Source organism: Clostridium rhizosphaerae (assembly GCF_016765585.1).
Classification (GTDB): domain Bacteria; phylum Bacillota; class Clostridia; order Clostridiales; family Clostridiaceae; genus Clostridium_AT; species Clostridium_AT rhizosphaerae.
Map to the genome: position 1 here is coordinate 1019133 of NZ_JAESWC010000002.1, position 21672 is coordinate 1040804.

Here is a 21672-nt window from a genome sequence, read left to right on the forward strand (position 1 = left end):
TTTGTTCTTATTTTATTAAAATTAAGAAGCAGTAAAAAATTGTATAGGTGTGTATTGCGGCTGGTACATATCCTTCATTAAAAAATGTGAGGTGTAAACTTATGTCTGCCTTAACTCATCCTGATTATGAAAATGAAAAAAAATATCTAGACTACACACTTGAATATGCAAGAAACTATAATAACCGCATTCTTTCTGAGAAGGAAAGAATTGCTAAAGACGTGGATTATGGAATAAAACATTACAACTCTGATAATGCCGAACAGTTTAATGATCTTATTATTAACAGTACTCTTTTAGACAACATGAAACAAAAGCTTAACAATTTAATAAGAGCCTGCTCGAAGCCCTATTTTGCACGTGTAGATTTCACGGAAGAAAACTCAAAACTGCAAAAGCTTTATATCGGAAAAATGGCTCTTTTAAGAGATGAAGATAACGAACCTATTGTGCTTGATTGGCGATCCCCTGCAGCAAATCTATATTATGAAGGGAGAATCGGCACAGCTCATTATAACTGCCCCGAAGGAAAAATAAATGGGGAACTCCTCTTGAAAAGACAATACACCATAGAAAATGCCTATCTTCATGAGATATATGACATAGACATAACAACAAATGATGACTTTCTTCAGGCATGCCTCAATTCCAGCAAAGATAATAGATTAAAAGATATAGTCTCAACCATTCAATCAGAGCAGAATAAAGTCATAAGAGCTGATATGTGGAAACCCCTAATAGTGCAGGGAGCCGCCGGAGGTGGAAAGACTACTATAGCTCTTCATAGAATTGCCTATCTTCTTTATAATTACGAAAAATCTTTTAGTCCTCAAAACTTTATGATTATAGCTCCAAATAAATTTTTCCTAAGCTATATATCGGAAGTACTTCCTGAGTTGGGTGTAGAAAACGTAAAACAGACTACCTTTGAGGATTTTGCTATTGAAATTATAGGACAGAAACTAAAAATAATAGAGCCTCACGAAAAACTTTCAACGCTTATAAGTTACTCAAGAGATAGTACTCTCATAAAACAATCCTCAAGTTTTAAATCTTCGATAAAGTTTAAAGATTTGACTGAAAATTATATGAGAAAAATTGAAGATAGCTTTATTCCTGAAGCCGATTTTAAAGTATCCAATTTTACAATAATAAGTTCATCAGAACTCAAAAAATTATTTTTTGAAGACTACTCATATCTTCCTTTGACAAAGAGATTAGATGAAATCAAAAAAAATCTTATGAATACTCTAAAACGAAAAAAACTAGAAATAATAGAAAATATAATATTTGAATACGACAGACAGCTTGAGGATATTAGATATGAAATGAAGGATTGTGCAGAAAGACGCCAGCTTATAATAGATATTACAAATGAGAGAGAAGCCTTAATAGAAAAAGTGAACAAACACTCGAAAATAGTTGTGCGTGAGTATTTATCCAAGTTTTCTCCACTGAATCCTATAGAATATTATAAAAATTTTCTGCAAGATAAAGTACTCAGCTGCAATCTAGTAAAAGAATATATTGATGACGAGACTTGGAACTACCTGGCACAGTCTACTATATCAAATCTTCAGTCTGGATTAACAGAACTTGAAGATCTTGCACCCTTAATGTATATAAAAATTTTTGTTTACGGACTTGAGGATAAATTAAAAGTAAGACATATAATAATTGATGAAGCTCAAGACTTTAGTTTGTTTCAGCTATATGTGCTTAAAAAGATACTAAACAGCTCCTCCTTCACAATACTTGGTGACTTATGCCAGGGAATTCATTCTTATAGAGGTATTAACAGCTGGGATAATGTATCAGATATTATATTTAAGGAAGATTCACCTAACTTTTTATCTCTTGAGCAAAGCTATAGAACTACAATAGAAATAATGGAAGCTGCTTCAACTGTAATTGAAAGTCTTAAAGATTCAAACCTGCCTGCAGCGAAACCTGTAATAAGACATGGCGATAAAGTTGAGCTTATTGTAAAAGATTCTCTTGAGAATATATGCATAGCTATAAAAAACAACTTAAAAATCATGAGCAGCAAAGGCTACAAATCGGCAGCAATAATTTGTAAAACTATGGATGAATGTATAAGATTTAAAGCTTTATTAAAAGGTTTTAAAATAAACACCAAGGTTATTACCGGAAATGAGAAAGAGTACAGTGGAGGTATTGTTATTGTGCCTTCTTATCTTGTTAAAGGCCTGGAATTTGATATGGTTATAATAGCCAATGCCTCTAAAACACAATTTACATGTAATGAACTTGATGCAAAGCTTCTATACGTAGCTATGACAAGACCTCTTCACAAACTATATATTTACTCCTGCGGTGAACAGTCTGAAATGCTCAATTTCCTGTTATAAGATAAATCCGTCATTTTCATGACGGATTTATAAAATAAATATTATTTATTTTTTCCTTTTGCTTCGTTTGATTTACCATGTTCTTTTTCGCCCTTTTCCTGGTCTTTCTTATCTTCTTTTTCTATATTTTTGCCATTTCCATTACCATTATTGCTTTTGATTTGTTCTGCTGTATTAACTATATCCTTAGAGTCAGCCTTAACTTGATTTGTCGGCTGTACTGTTTGAACAGTAGCTTTTACTATATCATCTTTTTTATTGTCATCTTCCTTATTAGCTTTTTTCGCTGCCTGCTGCTTCTTTTGGAAAGCATCCTGAAGCTCTGACTTTTCTTTATTAAAGGCTTCTTGATACTGAGCAAGTGTTTCTTCAGCTTTTTTAACAGACTCTGCATCTCCGCTCTTTTCAACCTTTTTAAGTTCTACCTTAGCCATATTCAAGTCTTTTTTAGCTGCATTAAACTCATGTCTTTCTCTTACAAAGTCAGCTACTGCTTCTTTCTTAGCAGTTTGGTCCTCAATTACCTTATTTACAACATCACTAGCCTTATCCCCTACTTTATCTTTAATCTTGCTTAGAATCTTAAGGGATTTTTCTTGGGTTTCTTGAATATTATTTTGAAGTTCTTCTATTTTCTGATCAAGCTTATCATCTGAACCGTCCGAAACCTTATCTAATGATGATTGAAGTTTATCAGCAGCCTGAGTCATTGTGTTATTATATTCCTCTAAAACCTTATTTGCTAAATCTACTTTTTGCTCTTCTGTCATAACTTCGCTTTCCCCAAGTCTTTCTTGAGCTATTTCATCCATAACCTCTGCTTTCTTTTCATCTGTAGAAGCTAAGGTTATTTTTAAGTTATCAATTGCCTTATCTATAGGATATAATATACTGTCTGGTGTAATACCTGCCTCTGCTTTAAATGATTCTGACGGATCATCAGCAAAAGCTCTAACACTAAAACCTGTTGCTATTAATACTGAAGCCACCAATACCGCTATTTTCTTCATCTTACAACTCTCCTTTATACATATAAAATTATGTGCACTTTGTGTATTTTTGTGTTTTCACATATATGTACGCCGCTAATTTCATATTTTAAGGGGGTGATCTTTTATTGGTTAAAATACTAATATTTTGTTAAAGACCTACACCTTAAAATATCTTATAATATACGTAAATATATTTGAGAGAGAAAAACTAATATTTGTTTTATATTTGTTTCTACTCGTTAGGAGGATCTATGGATACTGAAATGTTGTCTCTAGAAAATAGAGATAAATTTATAGAAGAAAATAAAGCTTTTATATACAATGTCACTTATAAAGTATGTAAAAGAAATCTTTCCTTAGAAAATGATGACGAACTTTCAATCTCTCTCATCGCCTTTAACAATGCATGCAATACTTATAAAAATGACAAGGGTAATTTCTACAGCTATGCAAAAGTAATAATAAGAAATGCTTTAATAGACTACTTTAGAAAAATGAGCAAAACGCCTTATGTGGTATTTAATAATGAAGATGAGACTTTGGAGTATATAGATTATAAAAATTCTATTGATAATTACGAAATCGAAAATGAAAATAAAAGACGCGCCGAGGAGATTGCATCGTTTTCTAAGGAACTTATAAACTACAAACTTGATTTTAATATTATGGTTAAATCCTCGCCTTCACATAAAGATACGAGAGATACCCTGCTTAATATAGCCTTCACATGTTCTAAAGAAGACGGCATTGTAAATTATATTAAACAAAAAAAACTTTTGCCTATTAAAGAAATAATGCTTCTAACTTCAAGCAGCAGAAAGCTTCTTGAAAAGTGGAGAAGATATATTTTAATACTTATATTGATACTTTCAAACGATGAGTATCCTTATTTGAAATCATATTTAAATATAAAGGTAGGTGATGATAATGAAAAGTAATACCGGAATAGTAATGCAGCTAAGTAAAAGACATGTTTTTATTATGACTGATACGGGAGAATTTTTGAAAGTTAAGCTAAATAAAAATGCTGCAAAAATAGGAGAATTATTTACTGGTGAAGTTTCTTCAAAAAATACTTTTTACAAATATGCTGCTGCAGCTGCCAGCCTGATTTTTGTTCTTCTTTCAGGCAGCGGAGCTTATGCCTACTATACCCCAACTGCTTCAATCTTAGTTAATATAAATCCATCTGTAAAGCTACAATTGAACAGATGGGATAGAGTAATAAAATCTATCCCCTTAAATGAAGACGGAAGCGCATTATTGCAAAGCTTGAATTTGAATAACAACTCTATAAATTCTGCTTTAGATAAAATTATTGATGAATCTAAAAAAGATAATTTTATAAATGAGGACTATATTGAGAACGGCAAAACCATAACTATAGCTGTAGAAGATAATAAATTAAAAAAAGATTTTAACTTATCCAAATTTGAAGAACATGCAAAGGAAAATAAGCTTAATGTGAAGATAATTAAAAAAGAGGAATTTAAACCTCAATTAGAGGACACTAAAAAATCTGAAACTAATGAAACAAAGGATGCTAAACCAAATACTAATAATAATAATAATAATAATAATAATAATAATCCTCAGGATAAAAAAAGTAACCCGGATAATAGTAACTCTAAAGGTAATTCAAATAGAAATTCCTCAACAGATGTTCCTAATAATAATTCTGTAAAATCTGAAAGCAATCCTGTTAAGAGTAATGGAAATATTAGTAAAGATGAACTTAAAGATAAAAATAATAATTCTTCAAAATATAGTAATCATAAAGAAAATCATGAAGAAAAAAAAGACAGTAAAGAAAAAAAATAATACACGGCTGCAAAGCCGTGTTTTTTTATTGAATAATATTTTTTTATAGTGAAAAAATAGTTCTATCATCAATACGAGAAGGTTGAAATTCGAATTGGATTTAAACAATTACTCTCAAGATGCTCACTGTTCCGAGTGAAGGAGGAATAAGATGAAAATTGAAGGTTTTTTTAGTGGAATAAAAAATGCTAATGAAGCTGTGGAAAAACTTAGATCAGCTGGCTTTAATAATTCTTATGCAGATATAAATGAACATTATATGGTAAATAATAATGTAGAAACAAACTTCCCGGGAAATGAAAACACCCCTAGTCTTTCTGATTTAGTATTAAGATCTGGAGATGCAAGCTCTGTTACAGATAAGTCACCACTTATTGCAGCAAGTCCAATGGTTAGCGGCTTCGGAAAGTTTGAAGAGGTTATGGATGTCAATTATAAAGTTGTTGCAAATGTTGACGACAATAATAAGGAAGCAGCCAGCAAAATAATAAAAGAAATGGGTGGCTCTTTAGAAAGTCCTAACTTAAATATACCTGACAGAATAAAAGATCTAAATTTAAGAAATATAGATACCCGTGACTTAAATCTTAGCGGTACAAACGATATAGGAATGACAACTTAAATTAAAGTGTAATAGCAAAACTGCTATTACACTTTTTTACTTTGTTAAAGGGTGATAATCAAAGCAAAGCTATGATAAATGAAGATAAAACTGTAGAATATAATAAAATTTAATCCCCCTACCAAAGCTTAATTTAAAACAACCGTTGAGTTATTTAATACCATATTATAAAATAATATATGTAGTCATAAATAATACTACATACTTTTTAAAAAATAAATGGGGGGTATTAAAATTATGAATCTTAGTCCAGAACTTGCATCTACACTTATTTGGGTTGGCATTGGAATAGTAGCTTTCTTATTTCTGATTTGGATTATAGGGATAAGAATCATACCTAATGACAAGGTTGCTATTATTGAAAAATGGTGGTCAGGAAAAGGCTCCTTAAAAGAGCAGATTATAGCTTTAAACGGCGAGGCTGGTTATCAGCCGGAGGTTTTAAGAGGAGGTATTCACTTTTTAAGTCCTTTAGTATACAAAATGCATAAGGTTCCACTTGTAACCATTCCTCAAGGTAAGATTGCTTATGTGTTTGCTAGAGACGGAAAACCTCTTGAGCCTATACAAACCTTAGGAAAAATTGTACCTGAAGCAAATAACTTTCAAAATGTTAAAGCTTTTATACAAAATGGTGGTCAAAAAGGACCTCAGCGTGGAATTATTCGTGAAGGTACTTATGCTTTTAACTTAGCTCAATTTATAATAATTACTGAAACTAAAACTTACTATCTTCCAATGGGTAATGACACTGAACAGAAGACAATAATGGAAATGGCTCAAAAGATTAGAGAACGAAATGGTTTTGATCCAATAGTTATACAAGGTGAAAGCGACTTAGTCGGTATAGTTACTGTTCATGATGGTCCTTCACTTGGTAAGGACAATATTATTTGTCCTACAGTAGGTGATGAACCTTCAAACGAAAATTATCATAATAACTTCCAAGATCCTGAAAAGTTTTTGAGAGCTGGCGGTTATAGAGGTAGACAATACCAAGTATTAGCAGATGGTACTTACCTTATAAACAGGCTTTTTGCAACAGTTGAGTTTATTAAAAAGACTGTAATTCAAGTCGGTTATGTTGGAGTCGTTGTTTCTTATACTGGTGCTAAGGGCGAAGACAGCTCTGGAGATGACTACAAGCATGGAGAACTGGTTCAAAGAGGATATAGAGGTGTATGGAGTGATCCTCTTATGCCTGGAAAATATGCTTTTAACACTTATGCAGGAAGTATTATTCAAGTTCCTACAACAAATGTAATATTAAAATGGATAAGTAATCAAAGTGGGAACCATAAATATGACGAGAATCTTAAAGAAGTTAATCTTATAACTAAGGATGCTTTCGAGCCTTCTCTCCCACTTTCAGTTGTATTTCATATAGACTATAAGAAGGCTCCTATGGTTATTCAACGTTTTGGAGACATAAAAATGCTTGTAGACCAAACCCTTGACCCTATGGTGTCGGCTTACTTTAAAAATGTTGGTCAGACAAAGACTTTAATAGAACTTATACAGCAAAGAAACGAAATTCAAAATCAATCTTCAGTTGAGATGAAAGCTAAATTTTCTCACTATAATCTCGAGCTTGAAGAAGTTTTAATAGGTACTCCTACAAGCTCTAAAAATGATACTAATATAGAGCAGATATTAACTCAGCTCCGTTCAAGACAAATAGCCAAGGAGCAGCTTGAAACCTATGAAACCCAGCAAAAGGCCGCTGAAAAAGAAAAAGAACTTAAAGAAGCCGAAGCAATTGCAAAACAGCAAACCTCACTTACTGAATCAGATATTAATATTAGAATTCAGGAAAACCAAGGTAAGGCTGAACTGATGAAATCAAGACAGGATGCCGAAAAGATTCAAAGATTATCTGAGGCTGATGCTTATAAAGTTAAGCAGCAGGCTGAAGCCGAAGCTTTTAAGGTTAAGCAGCAAGCCGAAGCTCAAGCTTATACCTTAAAGCAGACTGGTGAGGCTGAGGCCTTTAAAATTAAGTCTGTAGGTGAAGCTGATGCAGATAGAGAAGCTAGAGTTGGTATATCTAAAGCTATCGCAGCTAAAGAACAAGTTAATGCTTATGGAGGTTCTCAGTACAAGATAGTTCAAGATGTTATGAATAATTTTGCTGATGCTATAAAAACTTCGAAGGTTGATATCGTTCCTAAAACAATAATAACTAACGGTTCAAGCGAAGATGGTAAAGCTGTTCCTAATGCCTTTGAAAGTCTTGTTATGCTGCTATTAAGTGAAAAACTTTCACTTAATGAAATCCAACAGTCTGAGCTTTCACCGGAATCTGAAAGAATCAAAAAAGAAATACTAAACAAAATTAAACCTACAAACATTGAAACCAAGTAATACTAAAGGGTGTCACCTAAATTGTGACACCCTTTTCCTTTATAAGTCTCTTACAGCAGCTTCTATCCTTTTAAGTGCCTCTTCAAGAAGCTTTCTTGAGCATGCAATATTTATTCTTTCATATCCCTCGCCGCCTCTTCCAAATATATAACCTTCATCAAACCAAACTCCTGCCTTATTTAAGAAAAAATTATGAAGCTCTTTAGAATCCATACCGAGCCCTCTACAATCTACCCAAACCAAATAAGTCCCCTCTGGTTTTATAATTTTAAGCTTAGGAATATTTTTACTTATATATTGAGTTAAAAAATCTAAATTACCTTTTAAATATTCAATGACTTCATCAAGCCATTGTTCTCCATAGTTATAGGCTGCTTCTAAAGCTTCTATTCCAAAAATATTTGGTGCCCAGATTCCGTTATCCTCCAATACATCGAAAAATTTTTTCCTAAGATCATTGTTAGCTATAATAATTGATGAAGTTTGGAGTCCTGCAAGATTAAAGGTTTTACTAGGTGCTGTGCAAACAGCTGAAATTTGAGCAAAATCGTCTTTAATTGATGCAAAGGATATATGGTTGTATTCCTTATACACTAAATCACAGTGTATCTCATCAGATATAACTATTACATTGTTTTTTATACAAAGCTCTCCAAGTCTTACGAGTTCTTCCTTAGTCCAAACACGGCCTACAGGGTTATGTGGATTGCATAAAACTAATACTTTTACTTTATTATCCTCTATTTTTTTCTCTAAATCTTCAAAATCTATTTCATATTTATCTTCAGTTAACTTCAAAGGATTTTCCACTACCTCGCAGCCATTATTTTCAACTGCTGTAAAAAAAGGATGGTAAACTGGAACTTGTAGTATAACCTTATCACCTGGCTTTGTGAAAGCCCTAATAAGCATATTAACTGCAGGAACAACACCTGGACAATAATTTATCCATTCTTTTTTAATAACAAAGCCATGCCTTCTTTCAAACCAGTTTATAATAGAATCATAATATTCCTTATCAGGAGCGGTATACCCGTAAATTTTATGCTCTGCTCTATTTTTTATAGCTTGCACAACTTCATCAGGTACTTCAAAATCCATATCTGCAACCCACATAGGAATTATATCCTTTTTCTTTAAATCCCATTTTACTGACCTTGTATTTTTTCTATCAATCACCTTATCAAAATCATATTTCAATTTCTCATCCCCTTTGATTATTTGATTATATTAACATTATATTCCACCCCATAAATAAAAACAATAAAAGGACAGCCAGTTAGGCTGTCCTTACTTTACCTCTGTATACTCAACATCAATAACATTTCCACTTGTATAAGTTTGTGAAAAATCACTTTTCACAGTTTTAGCTTTTTCAGCTTTTGTGTTGAAGATTTTAGATCTATTGTTGTCCCACTTTTTAAAGGCTTTAATAATATAGTTTACTCCAATAACTACTGCGGCTATTAAGAGAATAAATGGCAAAAAGTTTAATAAAGTAATCCCAATAATTATTACTAAAGCTAAAACTAAGAAACCTGAAATACCTTTATTAGCAAAATACATTTGAATTCACACTCTCTTTCTTATTCATGAAATTATTATAGCATAACTTTTATGTTAAATTATTAAGATTTACTTAATTAGTTATTAAGATTTTGTTACTATTTTATATGGTATATTAAAACTCTTGTTTACTTTCCTTTAACTACCACATATATTTAAATTTTATATGTAAATAATAATTTTGTAATAGTGGATTACATTAATAAGGAGGATTTTAATATGGAAAATAACAATCAAAAGCCACAATTAGATGATAACAACCTAAAGGTTATAAAAGATCAAATAGGCTATGAAGCACTGCTCACAAAAAAATATAAGGAATATGAATCCATGTGTACAGACCAAAATTTAAAAAATTTGTGCTGTTCTGCTAGTGATACCCACAAGCAGAATTTTGACAGTTTGAAAAACTATCTAGATTCTCATCAATAATAAATTATTAGCTGGAGGGATTAAATAATGAATAATAAACTTAGCGAAAAAGACCTAATGCATGATTTGCTCGCAACAGAAAAACAAGTTATATCAGCCTATAGCACTGGTATTACTGAGGCTTCTTGTCCAAATCTTAGAAATACCTTAGTATCAAATTTAAAAAATGCTCAAGATACTCAATATAAAGTATTCGATGCTATGAGGCAAAAAGGCTGGTATGCAGTTAAAGATGCTGCAGATACCGATGTACAAAAGGCTAAAGATGATGCAAATACAATGATGAATGAATTAAAATAATAGTAATACAAAGCCTCAGGATATCTTTTTAAATCCTGAGGCTTTAACATTTATTGAACTACAGTATGAGAAAGATTTAAAGCTTCTCCACCGCCAGTTATTACAGCATTCTGAGTTCCAGAATCTGTTTTTTTATCTACAACCCAGTTAAAGGTTGCCTCTCCGATGGAATCAGTTGAACGGCTTTGCGTTACATTTATTGTTCTGCCATTCATTTTATAAGAAGTCTTTATAGTATATGTTGTATTAGGTTTAGCTTTTATAGTTATAATTCCAGCTTCCCCTCGTTTTAGTATTGTCTGATTCTTTATTACGTCTATTTTGCTTGTTTGAACATTTAATGCTGTAACAGGTTTAGTGGTCTGTTCATAATTTAAAGCACTCTTAAATATATTGTTTCCAATATACCCTGCAGTTCCAAAAACAAACATTCCAAACAGTATAGCTGCGCTTACTCTTATTTTCATTATCTCACCTCAACTTACCAACTTATACACTTATAATTCCCAAATTTATTAATAATATTACAAAATATTAAAAACAACATAATAAATTAGACCATGTTATATTCAAGTTAATAACATGGCCTATGGTAAATTAATGGAGAAATCTATTTAATTTTAATACTAAAAGTTTTAAGTTAACTTTTTTAGTTATGCTCCAATTGTTTCACTTGAACTCATTCTTTTCTTATTCTTTGCTGCCATATATGCATAAACTGGCACTCCAATTACAGCTAAAAGTATACCGTATTCTATAGCCTCAAGCCCTGAACCGTATATTGCCCAGCCTGAATATATTAGTGCTGCTACTGGGATGAAAAAGGTTTTTACTGATGATAAAAAAGTTAATTTCTTTCCTTCCTTTAAGGCATATTTTATTTCTGCTGCTGCAGTAGTTGCATAAACAGGAAGGAAGGACAATGTTGCTAGAAGTACTGTAAAGTTAAAAGCAGACGCTAAAGTCTTATTATTTGCATAGTTCATAGCTAATAATAGATTTACTAGCACAGAACCAAGTATCAAAGCTACATGTGGTGTTTTGTACTTTGCATGAGTCTTGCTAAAAAAGCTTGGGAACATCCCATCTTCCCCTGCTGCAAAAGCTACTCTTGCTGTTGATAAAAGCCAGCCGATTGTTGTTCCAAGCACGCTTACAACTACACCTAGAGTTATAAACTGAACCATTCCACTACCAAAATATTGAGATAAAATATCCGCGATAGGTGCAGTACTCTTTTGGAGTGTTCCCTGCGGCATAGCGCCCATTGCAAAGAAATTAATTGCCATGTACATTATAGCGGCAATAAGTATACCAATTATTGTACTTCTTCCAACATTTTTTTCTGGATTTCTTATTTCACCAGCAGCAATAGATGAACTTTCAAGTCCAACAAAGGACCATAATGTTAAGGTTGCGGCCACAGGAAGAGTTTCCATGCCCTTTCCCTCTGGAAACATTGGAACTAAGTTTCCTGCATTAAAATGCATTGCTGCTGCGATAATAAAAAATAGAAATAATAAAATTTCAAATATAGTTATAGCAGTTTGAATTTTACCTGCCATTTTAACGCCTAGTATATTAATAATAGTGAATATCCATAATACAGCGCTTGCAAATAAAAATGCTCCCAGATTACTGTTTCCTATGAAAGGTACTAGCTTACCTGCATAGCTTGCTACTGCAATAACAACTGCTGCATTTCCTATCCAAGAACCATTCCAGTATAGCCAAGCATTCATAAAACCCGCAAACTCTCCAAATGCTGTCTTAGAATATTTGTAAGGACCACCTGTCTTAGGAAGTCGTCTGCTTAGCTTTGCAAAGCAAAGAGCTAATAGTATTGATCCAAAGGCTGTAAGCATCCATGCTCCTATGGTAGCTCCTGGACCTGCCTTTCCAGCTAAGGTTGCAGGCAGCATAAATATACCTGATCCCATCATATTTCCTGTAACTAAGGCTGTAGCTATAACTAAGCCTAATTCTTTTTTAAGTTTTGTATTTTGTTCCATTACAGAACCCCCTTATCAGATTTTTTCCGATAAAGCAAATGTACTAGAATAACGTAAAGAAAGCCTTGAGCATACACTCAAGGCTTTTAAGCACGCAAATAAACAATCATCGTGTTAAATCCCACTGAATGATAGCTCTCCACAAGAAACTTGTGACAGTTTTGCACATATTCTATGCAAAACCAGCTGTACAATCTTAAAGCGTTGATTGTACGCTTCGGCGATTTTTCCTTTTCTTTTGCTTCCTTGTGCTTACCTCCACAAAAGTACTATTAAAAACCGCGCCTCTACCCTAGCTATTTACTTTTATCTTACTTGTATTATTATGCGATAAAACTTTAGTTTAGTCAAGGAATAAATTTTTACATATTATTAAGCATCCAAAATGTAAAATTTAATACTCCTGCAAAAGAGACCCAAAGTATGTATGGAATCATAAGTATTCCTGCTATCTTATCAATTCTAAAAAATTCAAAAGTTGTAAGCAGGGTAAATATTAAAAGCAGCATAAGTTCAAAAAAAGCTAAACCAATAAGCCTAAATCTAAAAAATATTATAGTCCATAAAAAATTCAACAATAATTGTATACCGTAAAGAGTTAGTGCTTTTCTTACATTGGCTTCTTTTTTACCCTTAAGCCAAATTCTATATGCTGCAATAGCCATTAACAAATATAAAATAGTCCATACTATTCCAAATACCCACTCTGGAGGAGCAAAGCTTGGTTTTATAAAGCTTTCATAATTTTCTCTATTGGACATCCCAAGATAAGCACTTAAAATTCCTGCTCCTTCTGCAATTATTATGCTTGCAATTAAAGCAGCAATATTACCCAGCTTACTATTTCTTAACTTTTCCGGCAATCTTATTACCTCCTCTATTATTGTTCATACTTTAATATAAGATATGCTTTGTGTAAATATGCTATATCCAATAAAGTTCTTACAATCTTCAAGGATTTTTGGGACATCATTAATGTATTTGATTCTTTGCCTTCTTGATATTATTATTTTATATCTGCTCTCTTGTAAAATTATCCTCATAAACATATAATTGTAATATAAAGCAAAGCTTTAATTTACTTAAAAGGGGGCAACATTATGAAGTTCACTGAATTTCAATATAAAAGACCTGATATAAAGGTTCTAGAAACAGATTTTTATCAATTGTTAGAAGGATTCGATAATGCGGAAAATTTTGAAGCTCAAAACTCATTTATGGAAAAAATAAACAATCTAAGAAATGAATTTGAGTCCTTGTCTCAAATAGCAAGCATTAGACATACAATTGACACAACAGACAAATTTTATGAAGAGGAGCAAGATTTTTTTGATGAAAATACGCCTATCTATCAAGGCTTAATTTCAAGGTACTATAATTCTTTAGTTAACTCAAAATTTAGAAGCGAATTAGAGAAGAAGTGGGGAAATCAGCTGTTCAATATTGCTGAGCTTACTCTAAAAACTTTCAAACCTGAGATTATTGAAGACTTACAGCTTGAGAACAAACTCTCCAGCGAGTATACAAAGCTTATAGCTTCAGCCAAGATAATGTTTGAAGGACAAGAGAGAAATCTTTCTCAATTAGCTCCTTTTATGCAGTCTACTGATAGAGCTATGAGAAAGAAGGCTAATGAAGCTAAATATAACTTTATGGTAGAGCATGAAGCTAAGCTTGATGAAATTTATGATGGTTTAGTTAAAGTAAGAACAAAAATTGCTAAAAAGCTTGGCTATGAAAATTATGTAGGTCTTGGTTATGCACGCATGCTTAGAGCAGACTACAATGCAGAAATGGTAGCAAACTTTAGAAAGCAAGTAGAAGATTACATAGTTCCTATTGCAACTAAGCTTAGAGAAAAACAAAGAGTTCGTCTTGGTTTAGATAAGCTTAAATACTATGATGAAAGATTCAGTTTTAAGACTGGTAATGCTACACCAAAAGGAAGCCCAGAATTTATACTAAACTGCGGAAAAGAAATGTATAATGAGCTTTCTCCTGAAACTAAAGAATACTTTAACTTTATGGTAGAGAATGAGCTTATGGATTTAGTAAGTAAAAAGGGAAAAGCAGGCGGCGGCTATTGTACTTATATTGCAACCTATAAGGCACCATTTATTTTCTCTAACTTTAATGGTACCTCCGGGGATGTAGATGTACTTACTCATGAAGCAGGTCATGCCTTCCAAGCATACTGCAGCAGAAAATTTGAAGTACCTGAGTACGGCTTCCCAACTTATGAAGCAGCTGAAATCCACTCTATGAGCATGGAATTTTTTACATATCCGTGGATGCAGTTATTCTTTAAAGAAGATGTAGATAAATACAAGTTTTCGCATTTGTCTGAAGCTCTGTTATTTATCCCTTATGGAGTATCTGTAGACGAATTCCAGCATTTTGTTTATGAAAATCCAGAGGCTACTCCTTCTGAAAGAAAGACAGCTTGGAGAAATATTGAAAAGAAATATTTACCTCATAGAGACTATGAAGATAACAGCTACCTAGAAAAAGGCGGTTTTTGGCATCAACAGGGTCATATTTTCGGAACACCATTTTATTATATAGACTATACGTTAGCACAAATCTGCGCTTTCCAGTTCTTTGTTAAAGCTAATGAAAACAGAGAAACGGCCTGGACGGATTATCTAAGGCTTTGCAAGGCAGGCGGAAGTTATTCCTTTATTAATTTAGTTAAGCTTGCAAATTTAAAGTCTCCTTTTGAGAATGGATGCATTGAATCCATTATAGGATTTATAGAGAATTACTTGAACGGTATTGATGACACTATGCTATAAACTAGAAATGAAACAGCAGACAATTATTCGTCTGCTGTTTCATTACTTTCATTATCTTCTTTATCTCTTAATAGTCTTCCTATCGGCCCCTTACTATTTATTATATCTTCAATATCTGAAAATGCTATTTCAAGCTCCAAGAAACCATAGTCAGCAGGTGTAAATAAATCAGGCTCAAAATATATTACTAAAGAATTTTCCGTAAGATAATAAGCCTGCTCTACAGCAACGGTATCAAATACCTTATCATGATTTATTCCTTTAAAACCAATTTGAGCTTTAATCAGATCATTAAGTCTTGCTATAAATTTAATCTTTTTAACTTTTCTGCTGAATAAGTCATCTATATGGTAAACTCTTGCATCCTTAAGACTAACATTAATAGCTTTTCTGATAGTCTTTCCTCTCTCCTCACCTTTTACAAAAGAATAAATCTCAATAATTATACTTAAAGTACCTCTTTTGTTTAATTTTACAGTATAGCCTCCTGTAAATTTTTTATTTTCATTTTTTCCATATTCCTCTTTCTTAAGCATCTGATGTACTTCTTTTTTTATATATCTATTAATTCCAGACTCAGCACTCTTATGCTTAAGTCCACTGACCTTGGGATAGGTAAGATTAAGTCCTGGGCTTTCAACTTTAACATCACTTACTAATGCCGGCTTTCTTTTATGTCCCACTGCATCCAACTCCTTTTACTAAAATAAGCAAGAATATTACTTCCCTTATTATTTATATTATTCAAGAGTGGAATAAGATGTAACTTTTTATACTATAATTTTCCTGTAGAAAAAATTTATAAACAATACTAAACTTTTATAGTAATCAATTTATAGGGTTTTATATTTTTTTATCTATAAAATTCTTGGCTTGAGGTGAATTGCATGTTAAATATAGGACATATACTTGATAATAAATATGAGGTCATTAAGGTTCTGGGCCAAGGTGGAATGGGAACTGTATATCTTTGTAAAAATAATCGCCTAGGAAACCTATGGGCCGTAAAGGAAACTAAAATAGATGAGTCTGAAAAAATAAATTTTTTAGCAGAATCTAATATTTTAAAAGATTTAGTTCATGATGGAATCCCAAGAATAGTAGACATATTTTATGAACAAAATTATCTATACATGGTTGAAGACTACATAGAAGGAGAAACCTTAAAAGAATATATCAGTAAATATGGAAGTCTTAATCCTGAAAAACTAATAGATATATCTCTGCAGCTTTGCAGTATACTTGATTATCTTCATAACTTTAATCCACCAATTATATACAGAGATTTAAAGCCGTCTAACATAATGCTTCAAAAGAATGGAAAAGTAATATTGGTAGACTTTGGGATATCAAGAACCTATAAGGAAAATCAAGACAGTGATACAATAATACTTGGTTCAAAGGGGTATATAGCACCTGAACAATTAATGAATGTACAATCTAATGTTCAAACTGATATATACTCCTTAGGTGCTACTATGTATTTTATGACTACTGGCAGGATGCCTTCCTATCCAACAGAAATTATAAATAAGGATAATTACCCAAAAACTATGGAATATGCTCTTGTCAATATTATGCTTAAAGCTTCTGCTATTGAGCCTGAAAATCGTTATAGAGATATACGTGAACTTAAAGAGACTTTAATTAACTATATTTACAATTTAAATAACTTTAAAACTAAAGCTGTTAATAGAGATGATAAAACCATTCTGGCTCCTAAAACTGAATTAGCAGATAAAAAAATCAAAACAAAAAAACCTGTATACAAAATATTAGCTGCTTTAATCATAATATTAGCTGTAATATTAATATTATTAACATCACTTATAAACAGTAATAAAAGCAAGCTGTCAAACACTAATACTCCAGATAATACAGCTTCTAAAAATACTGGTAATAATGATATCAAAAAAAATGAAAATACTTCTGAGCCTAAACAAGCGGAAGAGAAAGATATAATTTCAAGAGGTGTACTATTTAAAAATAATGCTATTACTTTAAAAAGCAGCAGTAGCGGCTCGAAAGGTAAAGCTAAAGGTAAGGGAAAAAATGAAAGTAAAGATTTACAGTTTCAATTTAATTTAAACCCTAATGCTTCAATTAGCAATTCTAAGTTTAACATTGGAGTTGATTCCGTTCAATTAATTGACAATACTCTAATTGCCAATTTAAATATAGAAAATAAAACCAAAGACTTAATTAATATAGATTTAGAGAAGACATATTTTACAGATGAAAATAATGAAGCTATAAAGTGCTATAATCCAAGTGCTATTACAAAGCTTCCAATTCCTCCAAGCTCTGTTAAGCAAGGAATAAAGATTTATTTTAAAAATTTCAATTTTAATGGAACTACTTACACTATAAACTCATCCTTAAGCGGCAGCATAAGCAGGGATATAAACTTATTTATAGATGTAAAATAAATACAACTCTACAAAAGCTGATTATCTATAATCAGCTTTTTTCTTTTACAAATATAAAAGATGCGGTCACTATTAGAAATTATTACTTGTTTTTAGTCAGCTGATTATTTTTACATCATTCCCCCATCAACTGTAATAATCTGACCAGTTATATACTTAGCTTCATCACTAGCTAAAAACATAGCAAGCTTTCCTATATCTTCTCCTGTACCAAACCTCATCATTGGAATTTCCTGAAGAAGTGCCTCTTTATCTTCTAATGAAAGCCACTTGTTCATTTCAGTATCAATTACACCAGGTGCTATTGCATTTACTCTTATATTAGATAGAGCCATTTCCTTTGCTAAAGCCTTTGTAAAGCTGTTTACTGCACCCTTAGCTGCTGAATATACGGTTTCACAGGAAGCTCCTGAATTTCCCCATATAGAAGATATATTTATTATATTGCCGCTCTTTTGATATGCCATATATTTAAGAGCATAATGGCTGCAATTTATTACTCCATTTAAATCTATATTTAAAAGATCAGACCATTCATCTTCTTGCATATCCATAAATAATCCCACCTTTGATATTCCTGCATTATTAACTAAGATATCTATCCTTCCAAATTTATGAATAGTTAAATCTATCATATTTTTAACTTCTTCATAGGAGCCTACATTGCCTTTAACAATAATGCCAAAGCCGCCATTTTCTTTAATTATTTTTAAAGTTTCGTAAGCTCCCTCTTCATTTTTATTATAGTTTACTGCTACTACAGCGCCAGCCTTTGATAATTCTACAGCTATACTTCTTCCTATGCCACTTGAAGCCCCGGTAACTAATGCTGTTTTACCTGATAATTTCATAACGTTCCTCTTTTCTATAGGGAAACAAAGGTGAAACTTAATTTATACATGTCATAAAATAGGTAGTTTTAAACCTTTTTAGGACATGTATAGGTTAATAGTTGAACTTGCTTCCCTATATATAATAACTATAATTTTATCATAATTTGTAAACTATTTAAATTTAAAAATAAACCCTATAGAAATTAAACTTAAAGTTCATTCTATAGGATTTATTTGTATTTAGGAATTCATAATATTATTTTGCTTGCTCTAAAGCTCTTCTAACTGCTAACTTCCAGTTTTGTCCCATATCAGTATTATTTCGACCTAAATTTATATCATAGGTTTGATTATTTATAACAGAAGATGCAATTTCTCTTTTCATCTGGTCATAATTTCCGAAATTTGTAGTTGTTCCTCCTGTTGTTGTACCTGTATTTGTTCTTCCTGATATTCCGTTTGGCATACTTCCAGGCATTGGCCCTGAATTTCCACCATAACCTTGATAGCTATAGTCTCCAGCAGCATAGTTTGTATTTCCTCTAGGTGTTCCGGTAATATCTCCAGCCATTCCGCCAGCCATACCTCCTGTTGTTACTCCTGGAGTACCCGCATTCCTTGTTCCCGGAGTATCTGCTGTCGTACTCGCTGTATTTCCAGTTATTTTTCCTATTGTCGTTCCAGGTGGTACTGTATTATTTCCTAGTTCTTTTCCCTGCGTATCAACACTTCTTAAAGCCACATCTATTATTTTCCCACCACTTATAGTAACAGTTGCTATCTGATTTCCATTAGATCCTGGGTTACCTGTACCAGTATATACGCCATCTCTATAGGTTCCTTGAGTCCTTCCCTGATTAGTTGTTTCATAACCTGTTCTTGTTCCTTGAGTTGTTCCAGGATGCATGACTCTATTATAATCATTTCTCAAAGCTGTATTTCTATTTGTACATCCAGATAGAGTGCTAATTAATAAAGCTGTCATAACTAAACTAGCGACCTTCTTCATATTAGTTACCTCCATTAATTGCAGATTATTGATTAAAAATAATTGTAAAATTAAATTTACTTTCATATTTAAATTAACCAATCATATAGTATTTATACTTTGATAATTTAGTAAGACAGCCATATAACTTCCATAGTTTTAGCTAATACTATAGATAATATTTTTACTTTATTTGTGATTATAAGAAGTTAGATGTCCTAAATAAACTACTGCTCTTAAGCAGTCAAGTTCTTCAATGAAAGGAAGTAAAAGCCTAAATGAAATTTTATTGGCAGACTAGAGAGTGGGAACGAGCTAGTTAGGCTGCCCAGAATTTCGACTGAAAGGAGAAAATACTATGTTTGAATTTAAACCTCTTGGTCTTGAAGATAAAAATATATTTAATAAATATTTAAAGCCCTATAACTTTAAAACAAGCGAATATTCCTTTACTAATTTGTTTATTTGGCGTAAAGCTTTAGATATACAATATACAATCTTTAAGGATATATTAATTATCAAAAAGAAAGGTTTCGATGAAGATTACCATTTCATGCAGCCAATTGGTTATACTAAGGATAACTTAAAAGAAATTGTGGAACTTTTGGATTCATACAGGAATAAAAATAATATGAAATATTTGTTTAAAGATACTGAAGCAGATTTTGTTCAAGAAATAAAAAGTATATTTGGAAATACTTATAATATTGAAGAGGATAGAGATAATTTTGACTATATTTACGAAAGTTCTAAGCTTATCTCCTTATCTGGAAAAAAACTTCATAGCAAGAAAAATCATTATAATAACTTTATAAAAAATAATAGATATGAAACTGTTGAAATTAATAATAAGATTATAGAAGACTGCATGAAAACAGCCTGTGATTGGTGTAAAATTAATGAATGCAAGGGATATCTTAAGTATGAGCTTAAAGCTATTCAAGAACTTCTTCTTCATAATGAGGAGCTTGATTTTATTGGAATGGCTGTTTATGTAGATGAAGAGATTTCTGCTTTCACTATAGGTGAAAAAATGAATGAAAATATGGCAATAATCCATATTGAAAAAGCTTCCACTGAGATAAATGGATTATATGCGTTTGTAAATAGAGCCTTTATAGAAAAGCACTTTAGTAATATACCATATATAAATAGAGAACAAGACTTAGGTAAAGAAGGCTTGAGAAAAGCCAAATTGTCTTATCAACCTATTAAACTTGAGCCCAAATTTATAGTATCATAAAATCCTGAGAAAATGCTCCTCAGGATTTTATATTAGGCAATTGTATTTACTTTATCAATAATATTCTGACTTAAACTAAGATGAACATCTCCAGTTTTTTTAATTTCAGATATCTTAGTTGTAATTTCTTCTATTCTTTGTGTTACTTCATTAAAACCAAGCTTAGCTTCCTTAACTACTGATACTGTTTCCGACTTTCCTTCGTTAAGTTCAACAGCTTGTTCCTTAGCTTTAACAGCTATATCATAGGTTTCTTTAACAGTATTTTGAATATCCTTTAAAAGTCTTGAAGTATTCTCAGAAAGCTTCTTTATTTCCTCTGCAACTACTGTAAAGCCTCTACCTGCTTCTCCTGCCCTAGCTGATTCTATAGAAGCATTTAATGACAAGAGTTGAGTTTGAGAAGCTATACCATTTATTTGAGAAGATATATTTTCTATCGATTTAACTCTGTTTAAAAGTTCTTCAAAGGAAGTTGTAAAATCATTAATAACACTTCCTGTTTCCTTTGTAGTTTGAGTCATATTCTTTAATGTATCTCCTGCATTCTTAGCTATTTCTTTTACATTTAATCCAATATTGTTTATTTCATTAATATTTGCAATAACATTCTCATCTTGTCCAACAAGCTTCTTTAAAAGACCATTTAAATCAAAAATAACACTACTGTATTCAACAGCTGCTGCTTCACTATAGCTTTCTTCCTTTTCGTGTAATCTTTTCTCTAAAGAGCTTTTTTCATCTTCCAAAGAATTAACCTTATTTTCAAGCTTATTAATTTTCTCAATTAACGATTCTTTTTCTGCTTTTTCTATATCAAGCTCTTTCCTCAGTGCTTCAATCTCTTCTGCATACTTTTTACCAAAAATCATGATTTTCCCCCTGTTTTTATAAAATAAAAAG

The 21672-nt window shown here is 31.8% G+C and carries 20 protein-coding genes and 1 riboswitch; of the genes, 10 read left to right on the forward strand and 10 right to left on the reverse strand.

The window, feature by feature from the left end:
* The first annotated feature begins 101 nt into the window (after nucleotides 1-101).
* Complete coding sequence (gene helD, locus JK636_RS07965; RefSeq protein ID WP_202748292.1) at nucleotides 102-2372, forward strand: RNA polymerase recycling motor HelD; 2271 nt, start codon at nucleotides 102-104, stop codon at nucleotides 2370-2372.
* A gap of 41 nt (nucleotides 2373-2413) precedes the next feature.
* On the opposite strand, the gene JK636_RS07970 is transcribed toward helD, so the two are convergent.
* On the reverse strand, nucleotides 2414-3382 hold the full coding sequence (locus JK636_RS07970; protein ID WP_202748293.1) for a DUF5667 domain-containing protein: 969 nt from the start codon (nucleotides 3380-3382) through the stop codon (nucleotides 2414-2416).
* Between the two features lie 233 nt (nucleotides 3383-3615).
* Here JK636_RS07970 and JK636_RS07975 point away from each other — a divergent pair, with 233 nt between their 5' ends.
* The 4 genes from JK636_RS07975 (at nucleotide 3616) to JK636_RS07990 (ending at nucleotide 8171) form a co-directional block, all read left to right on the forward strand.
* On the forward strand, nucleotides 3616-4302 hold the full coding sequence (locus tag JK636_RS07975; RefSeq protein WP_202748294.1) for a sigma-70 family RNA polymerase sigma factor: 687 nt from the start codon (nucleotides 3616-3618) through the stop codon (nucleotides 4300-4302).
* A complete protein-coding gene (locus JK636_RS07980; protein ID WP_202748295.1) occupies nucleotides 4292-5185 on the forward strand; it encodes an anti-sigma factor domain-containing protein in 894 nt (297 codons plus the stop codon). The genes JK636_RS07975 and JK636_RS07980 overlap by 11 nt, the downstream gene beginning before the upstream one ends.
* 151 nt (nucleotides 5186-5336) lie before the next feature.
* A complete protein-coding gene (locus JK636_RS07985; protein WP_202748296.1) occupies nucleotides 5337-5807 on the forward strand; it encodes a hypothetical protein in 471 nt (156 codons plus the stop codon).
* A 237-nt stretch (nucleotides 5808-6044) separates the two neighbouring features.
* Nucleotides 6045-8171, forward strand: a complete 2127-nt coding sequence (locus JK636_RS07990; RefSeq protein ID WP_202748297.1) for an SPFH domain-containing protein — start codon at nucleotides 6045-6047, stop codon at nucleotides 8169-8171.
* Nucleotides 8172-8210: 39 nt separating this feature from the next.
* Here JK636_RS07990 and JK636_RS07995 read toward each other — a convergent pair whose 3' ends face one another.
* Both JK636_RS07995 and JK636_RS08000 read right to left on the reverse strand, forming a co-directional pair.
* Entirely contained in the window at nucleotides 8211-9371 is a 1161-nt protein-coding gene (locus JK636_RS07995) for a MalY/PatB family protein (RefSeq protein ID WP_202748298.1), read from the reverse strand.
* Between the two features lie 90 nt (nucleotides 9372-9461).
* Nucleotides 9462-9737, reverse strand: a complete 276-nt coding sequence (locus tag JK636_RS08000; RefSeq protein WP_202748299.1) for a hypothetical protein — start codon at nucleotides 9735-9737, stop codon at nucleotides 9462-9464.
* A gap of 219 nt (nucleotides 9738-9956) precedes the next feature.
* On the opposite strand from JK636_RS08000, the gene JK636_RS08005 reads away from it, so the two are divergent.
* Both JK636_RS08005 and JK636_RS08010 read left to right on the forward strand, forming a co-directional pair.
* The gene (locus JK636_RS08005) at nucleotides 9957-10169 is read left to right on the forward strand and encodes a hypothetical protein (RefSeq protein ID WP_202748300.1); all 213 of its coding nucleotides are present in this window, start codon (nucleotides 9957-9959) and stop codon (nucleotides 10167-10169) included.
* A gap of 27 nt (nucleotides 10170-10196) precedes the next feature.
* Nucleotides 10197-10469, forward strand: a complete 273-nt coding sequence (locus JK636_RS08010; protein ID WP_202748301.1) for a spore coat protein — start codon at nucleotides 10197-10199, stop codon at nucleotides 10467-10469.
* A gap of 50 nt (nucleotides 10470-10519) precedes the next feature.
* Here JK636_RS08010 and JK636_RS08015 read toward each other — a convergent pair whose 3' ends face one another.
* The 3 genes from JK636_RS08015 to JK636_RS08025 form a co-directional block, all read right to left on the reverse strand.
* On the reverse strand, nucleotides 10520-10936 hold the full coding sequence (locus JK636_RS08015; protein ID WP_202748302.1) for a hypothetical protein: 417 nt from the start codon (nucleotides 10934-10936) through the stop codon (nucleotides 10520-10522).
* A gap of 186 nt (nucleotides 10937-11122) precedes the next feature.
* Nucleotides 11123-12481 carry an APC family permease gene (locus JK636_RS08020; protein WP_202748303.1) on the reverse strand — a complete coding sequence of 453 codons (1359 nt, stop codon included), beginning with the start codon at nucleotides 12479-12481 and terminating at the stop codon, nucleotides 11123-11125.
* 124 nt (nucleotides 12482-12605) lie between these two features.
* Nucleotides 12606-12779: riboswitch (Lysine riboswitch) on the reverse strand.
* Nucleotides 12780-12843: 64 nt separating this feature from the next.
* The gene (locus tag JK636_RS08025) at nucleotides 12844-13344 is read right to left on the reverse strand and encodes a TspO/MBR family protein (protein ID WP_243428140.1); all 501 of its coding nucleotides are present in this window, start codon (nucleotides 13342-13344) and stop codon (nucleotides 12844-12846) included.
* Between the two features lie 237 nt (nucleotides 13345-13581).
* Between JK636_RS08025 and JK636_RS08030 the strand changes: the two genes are divergently transcribed.
* Entirely contained in the window at nucleotides 13582-15276 is a 1695-nt protein-coding gene (locus tag JK636_RS08030) for a M3 family oligoendopeptidase (RefSeq protein WP_202748304.1), read from the forward strand.
* Nucleotides 15277-15299: 23 nt separating this feature from the next.
* Here JK636_RS08030 and JK636_RS08035 read toward each other — a convergent pair whose 3' ends face one another.
* A complete protein-coding gene (locus tag JK636_RS08035; protein WP_202748305.1) occupies nucleotides 15300-15959 on the reverse strand; it encodes a DUF3298 domain-containing protein in 660 nt (219 codons plus the stop codon).
* A 204-nt stretch (nucleotides 15960-16163) separates the two neighbouring features.
* Between JK636_RS08035 and JK636_RS08040 the strand changes: the two genes are divergently transcribed.
* Nucleotides 16164-17705 carry a serine/threonine-protein kinase gene (locus JK636_RS08040; RefSeq protein ID WP_202748306.1) on the forward strand — a complete coding sequence of 514 codons (1542 nt, stop codon included), beginning with the start codon at nucleotides 16164-16166 and terminating at the stop codon, nucleotides 17703-17705.
* A 110-nt stretch (nucleotides 17706-17815) separates the two neighbouring features.
* Here the strand turns inward: JK636_RS08040 and ymfI are convergent, their stop codons facing one another.
* Together ymfI and JK636_RS08050 are read right to left on the reverse strand one after the other, a co-directional pair.
* Entirely contained in the window at nucleotides 17816-18556 is a 741-nt protein-coding gene (gene ymfI, locus JK636_RS08045) for an elongation factor P 5-aminopentanone reductase (RefSeq protein ID WP_202748307.1), read from the reverse strand.
* 238 nt (nucleotides 18557-18794) lie between these two features.
* Nucleotides 18795-19547, reverse strand: coding sequence for a hypothetical protein (locus JK636_RS08050; protein ID WP_202748308.1), 753 nt, complete (start codon nucleotides 19545-19547; stop codon nucleotides 18795-18797).
* A gap of 337 nt (nucleotides 19548-19884) precedes the next feature.
* On the opposite strand from JK636_RS08050, the gene JK636_RS08055 reads away from it, so the two are divergent.
* Entirely contained in the window at nucleotides 19885-20769 is an 885-nt protein-coding gene (locus JK636_RS08055; RefSeq protein WP_202748309.1) for a DUF2156 domain-containing protein, read from the forward strand.
* Between the two features lie 32 nt (nucleotides 20770-20801).
* Here JK636_RS08055 and JK636_RS08060 read toward each other — a convergent pair whose 3' ends face one another.
* Complete coding sequence (locus tag JK636_RS08060) at nucleotides 20802-21641, reverse strand: methyl-accepting chemotaxis protein (protein ID WP_202748310.1); 840 nt, start codon at nucleotides 21639-21641, stop codon at nucleotides 20802-20804.
* Nucleotides 21642-21672: the final 31 nt, after the last annotated feature.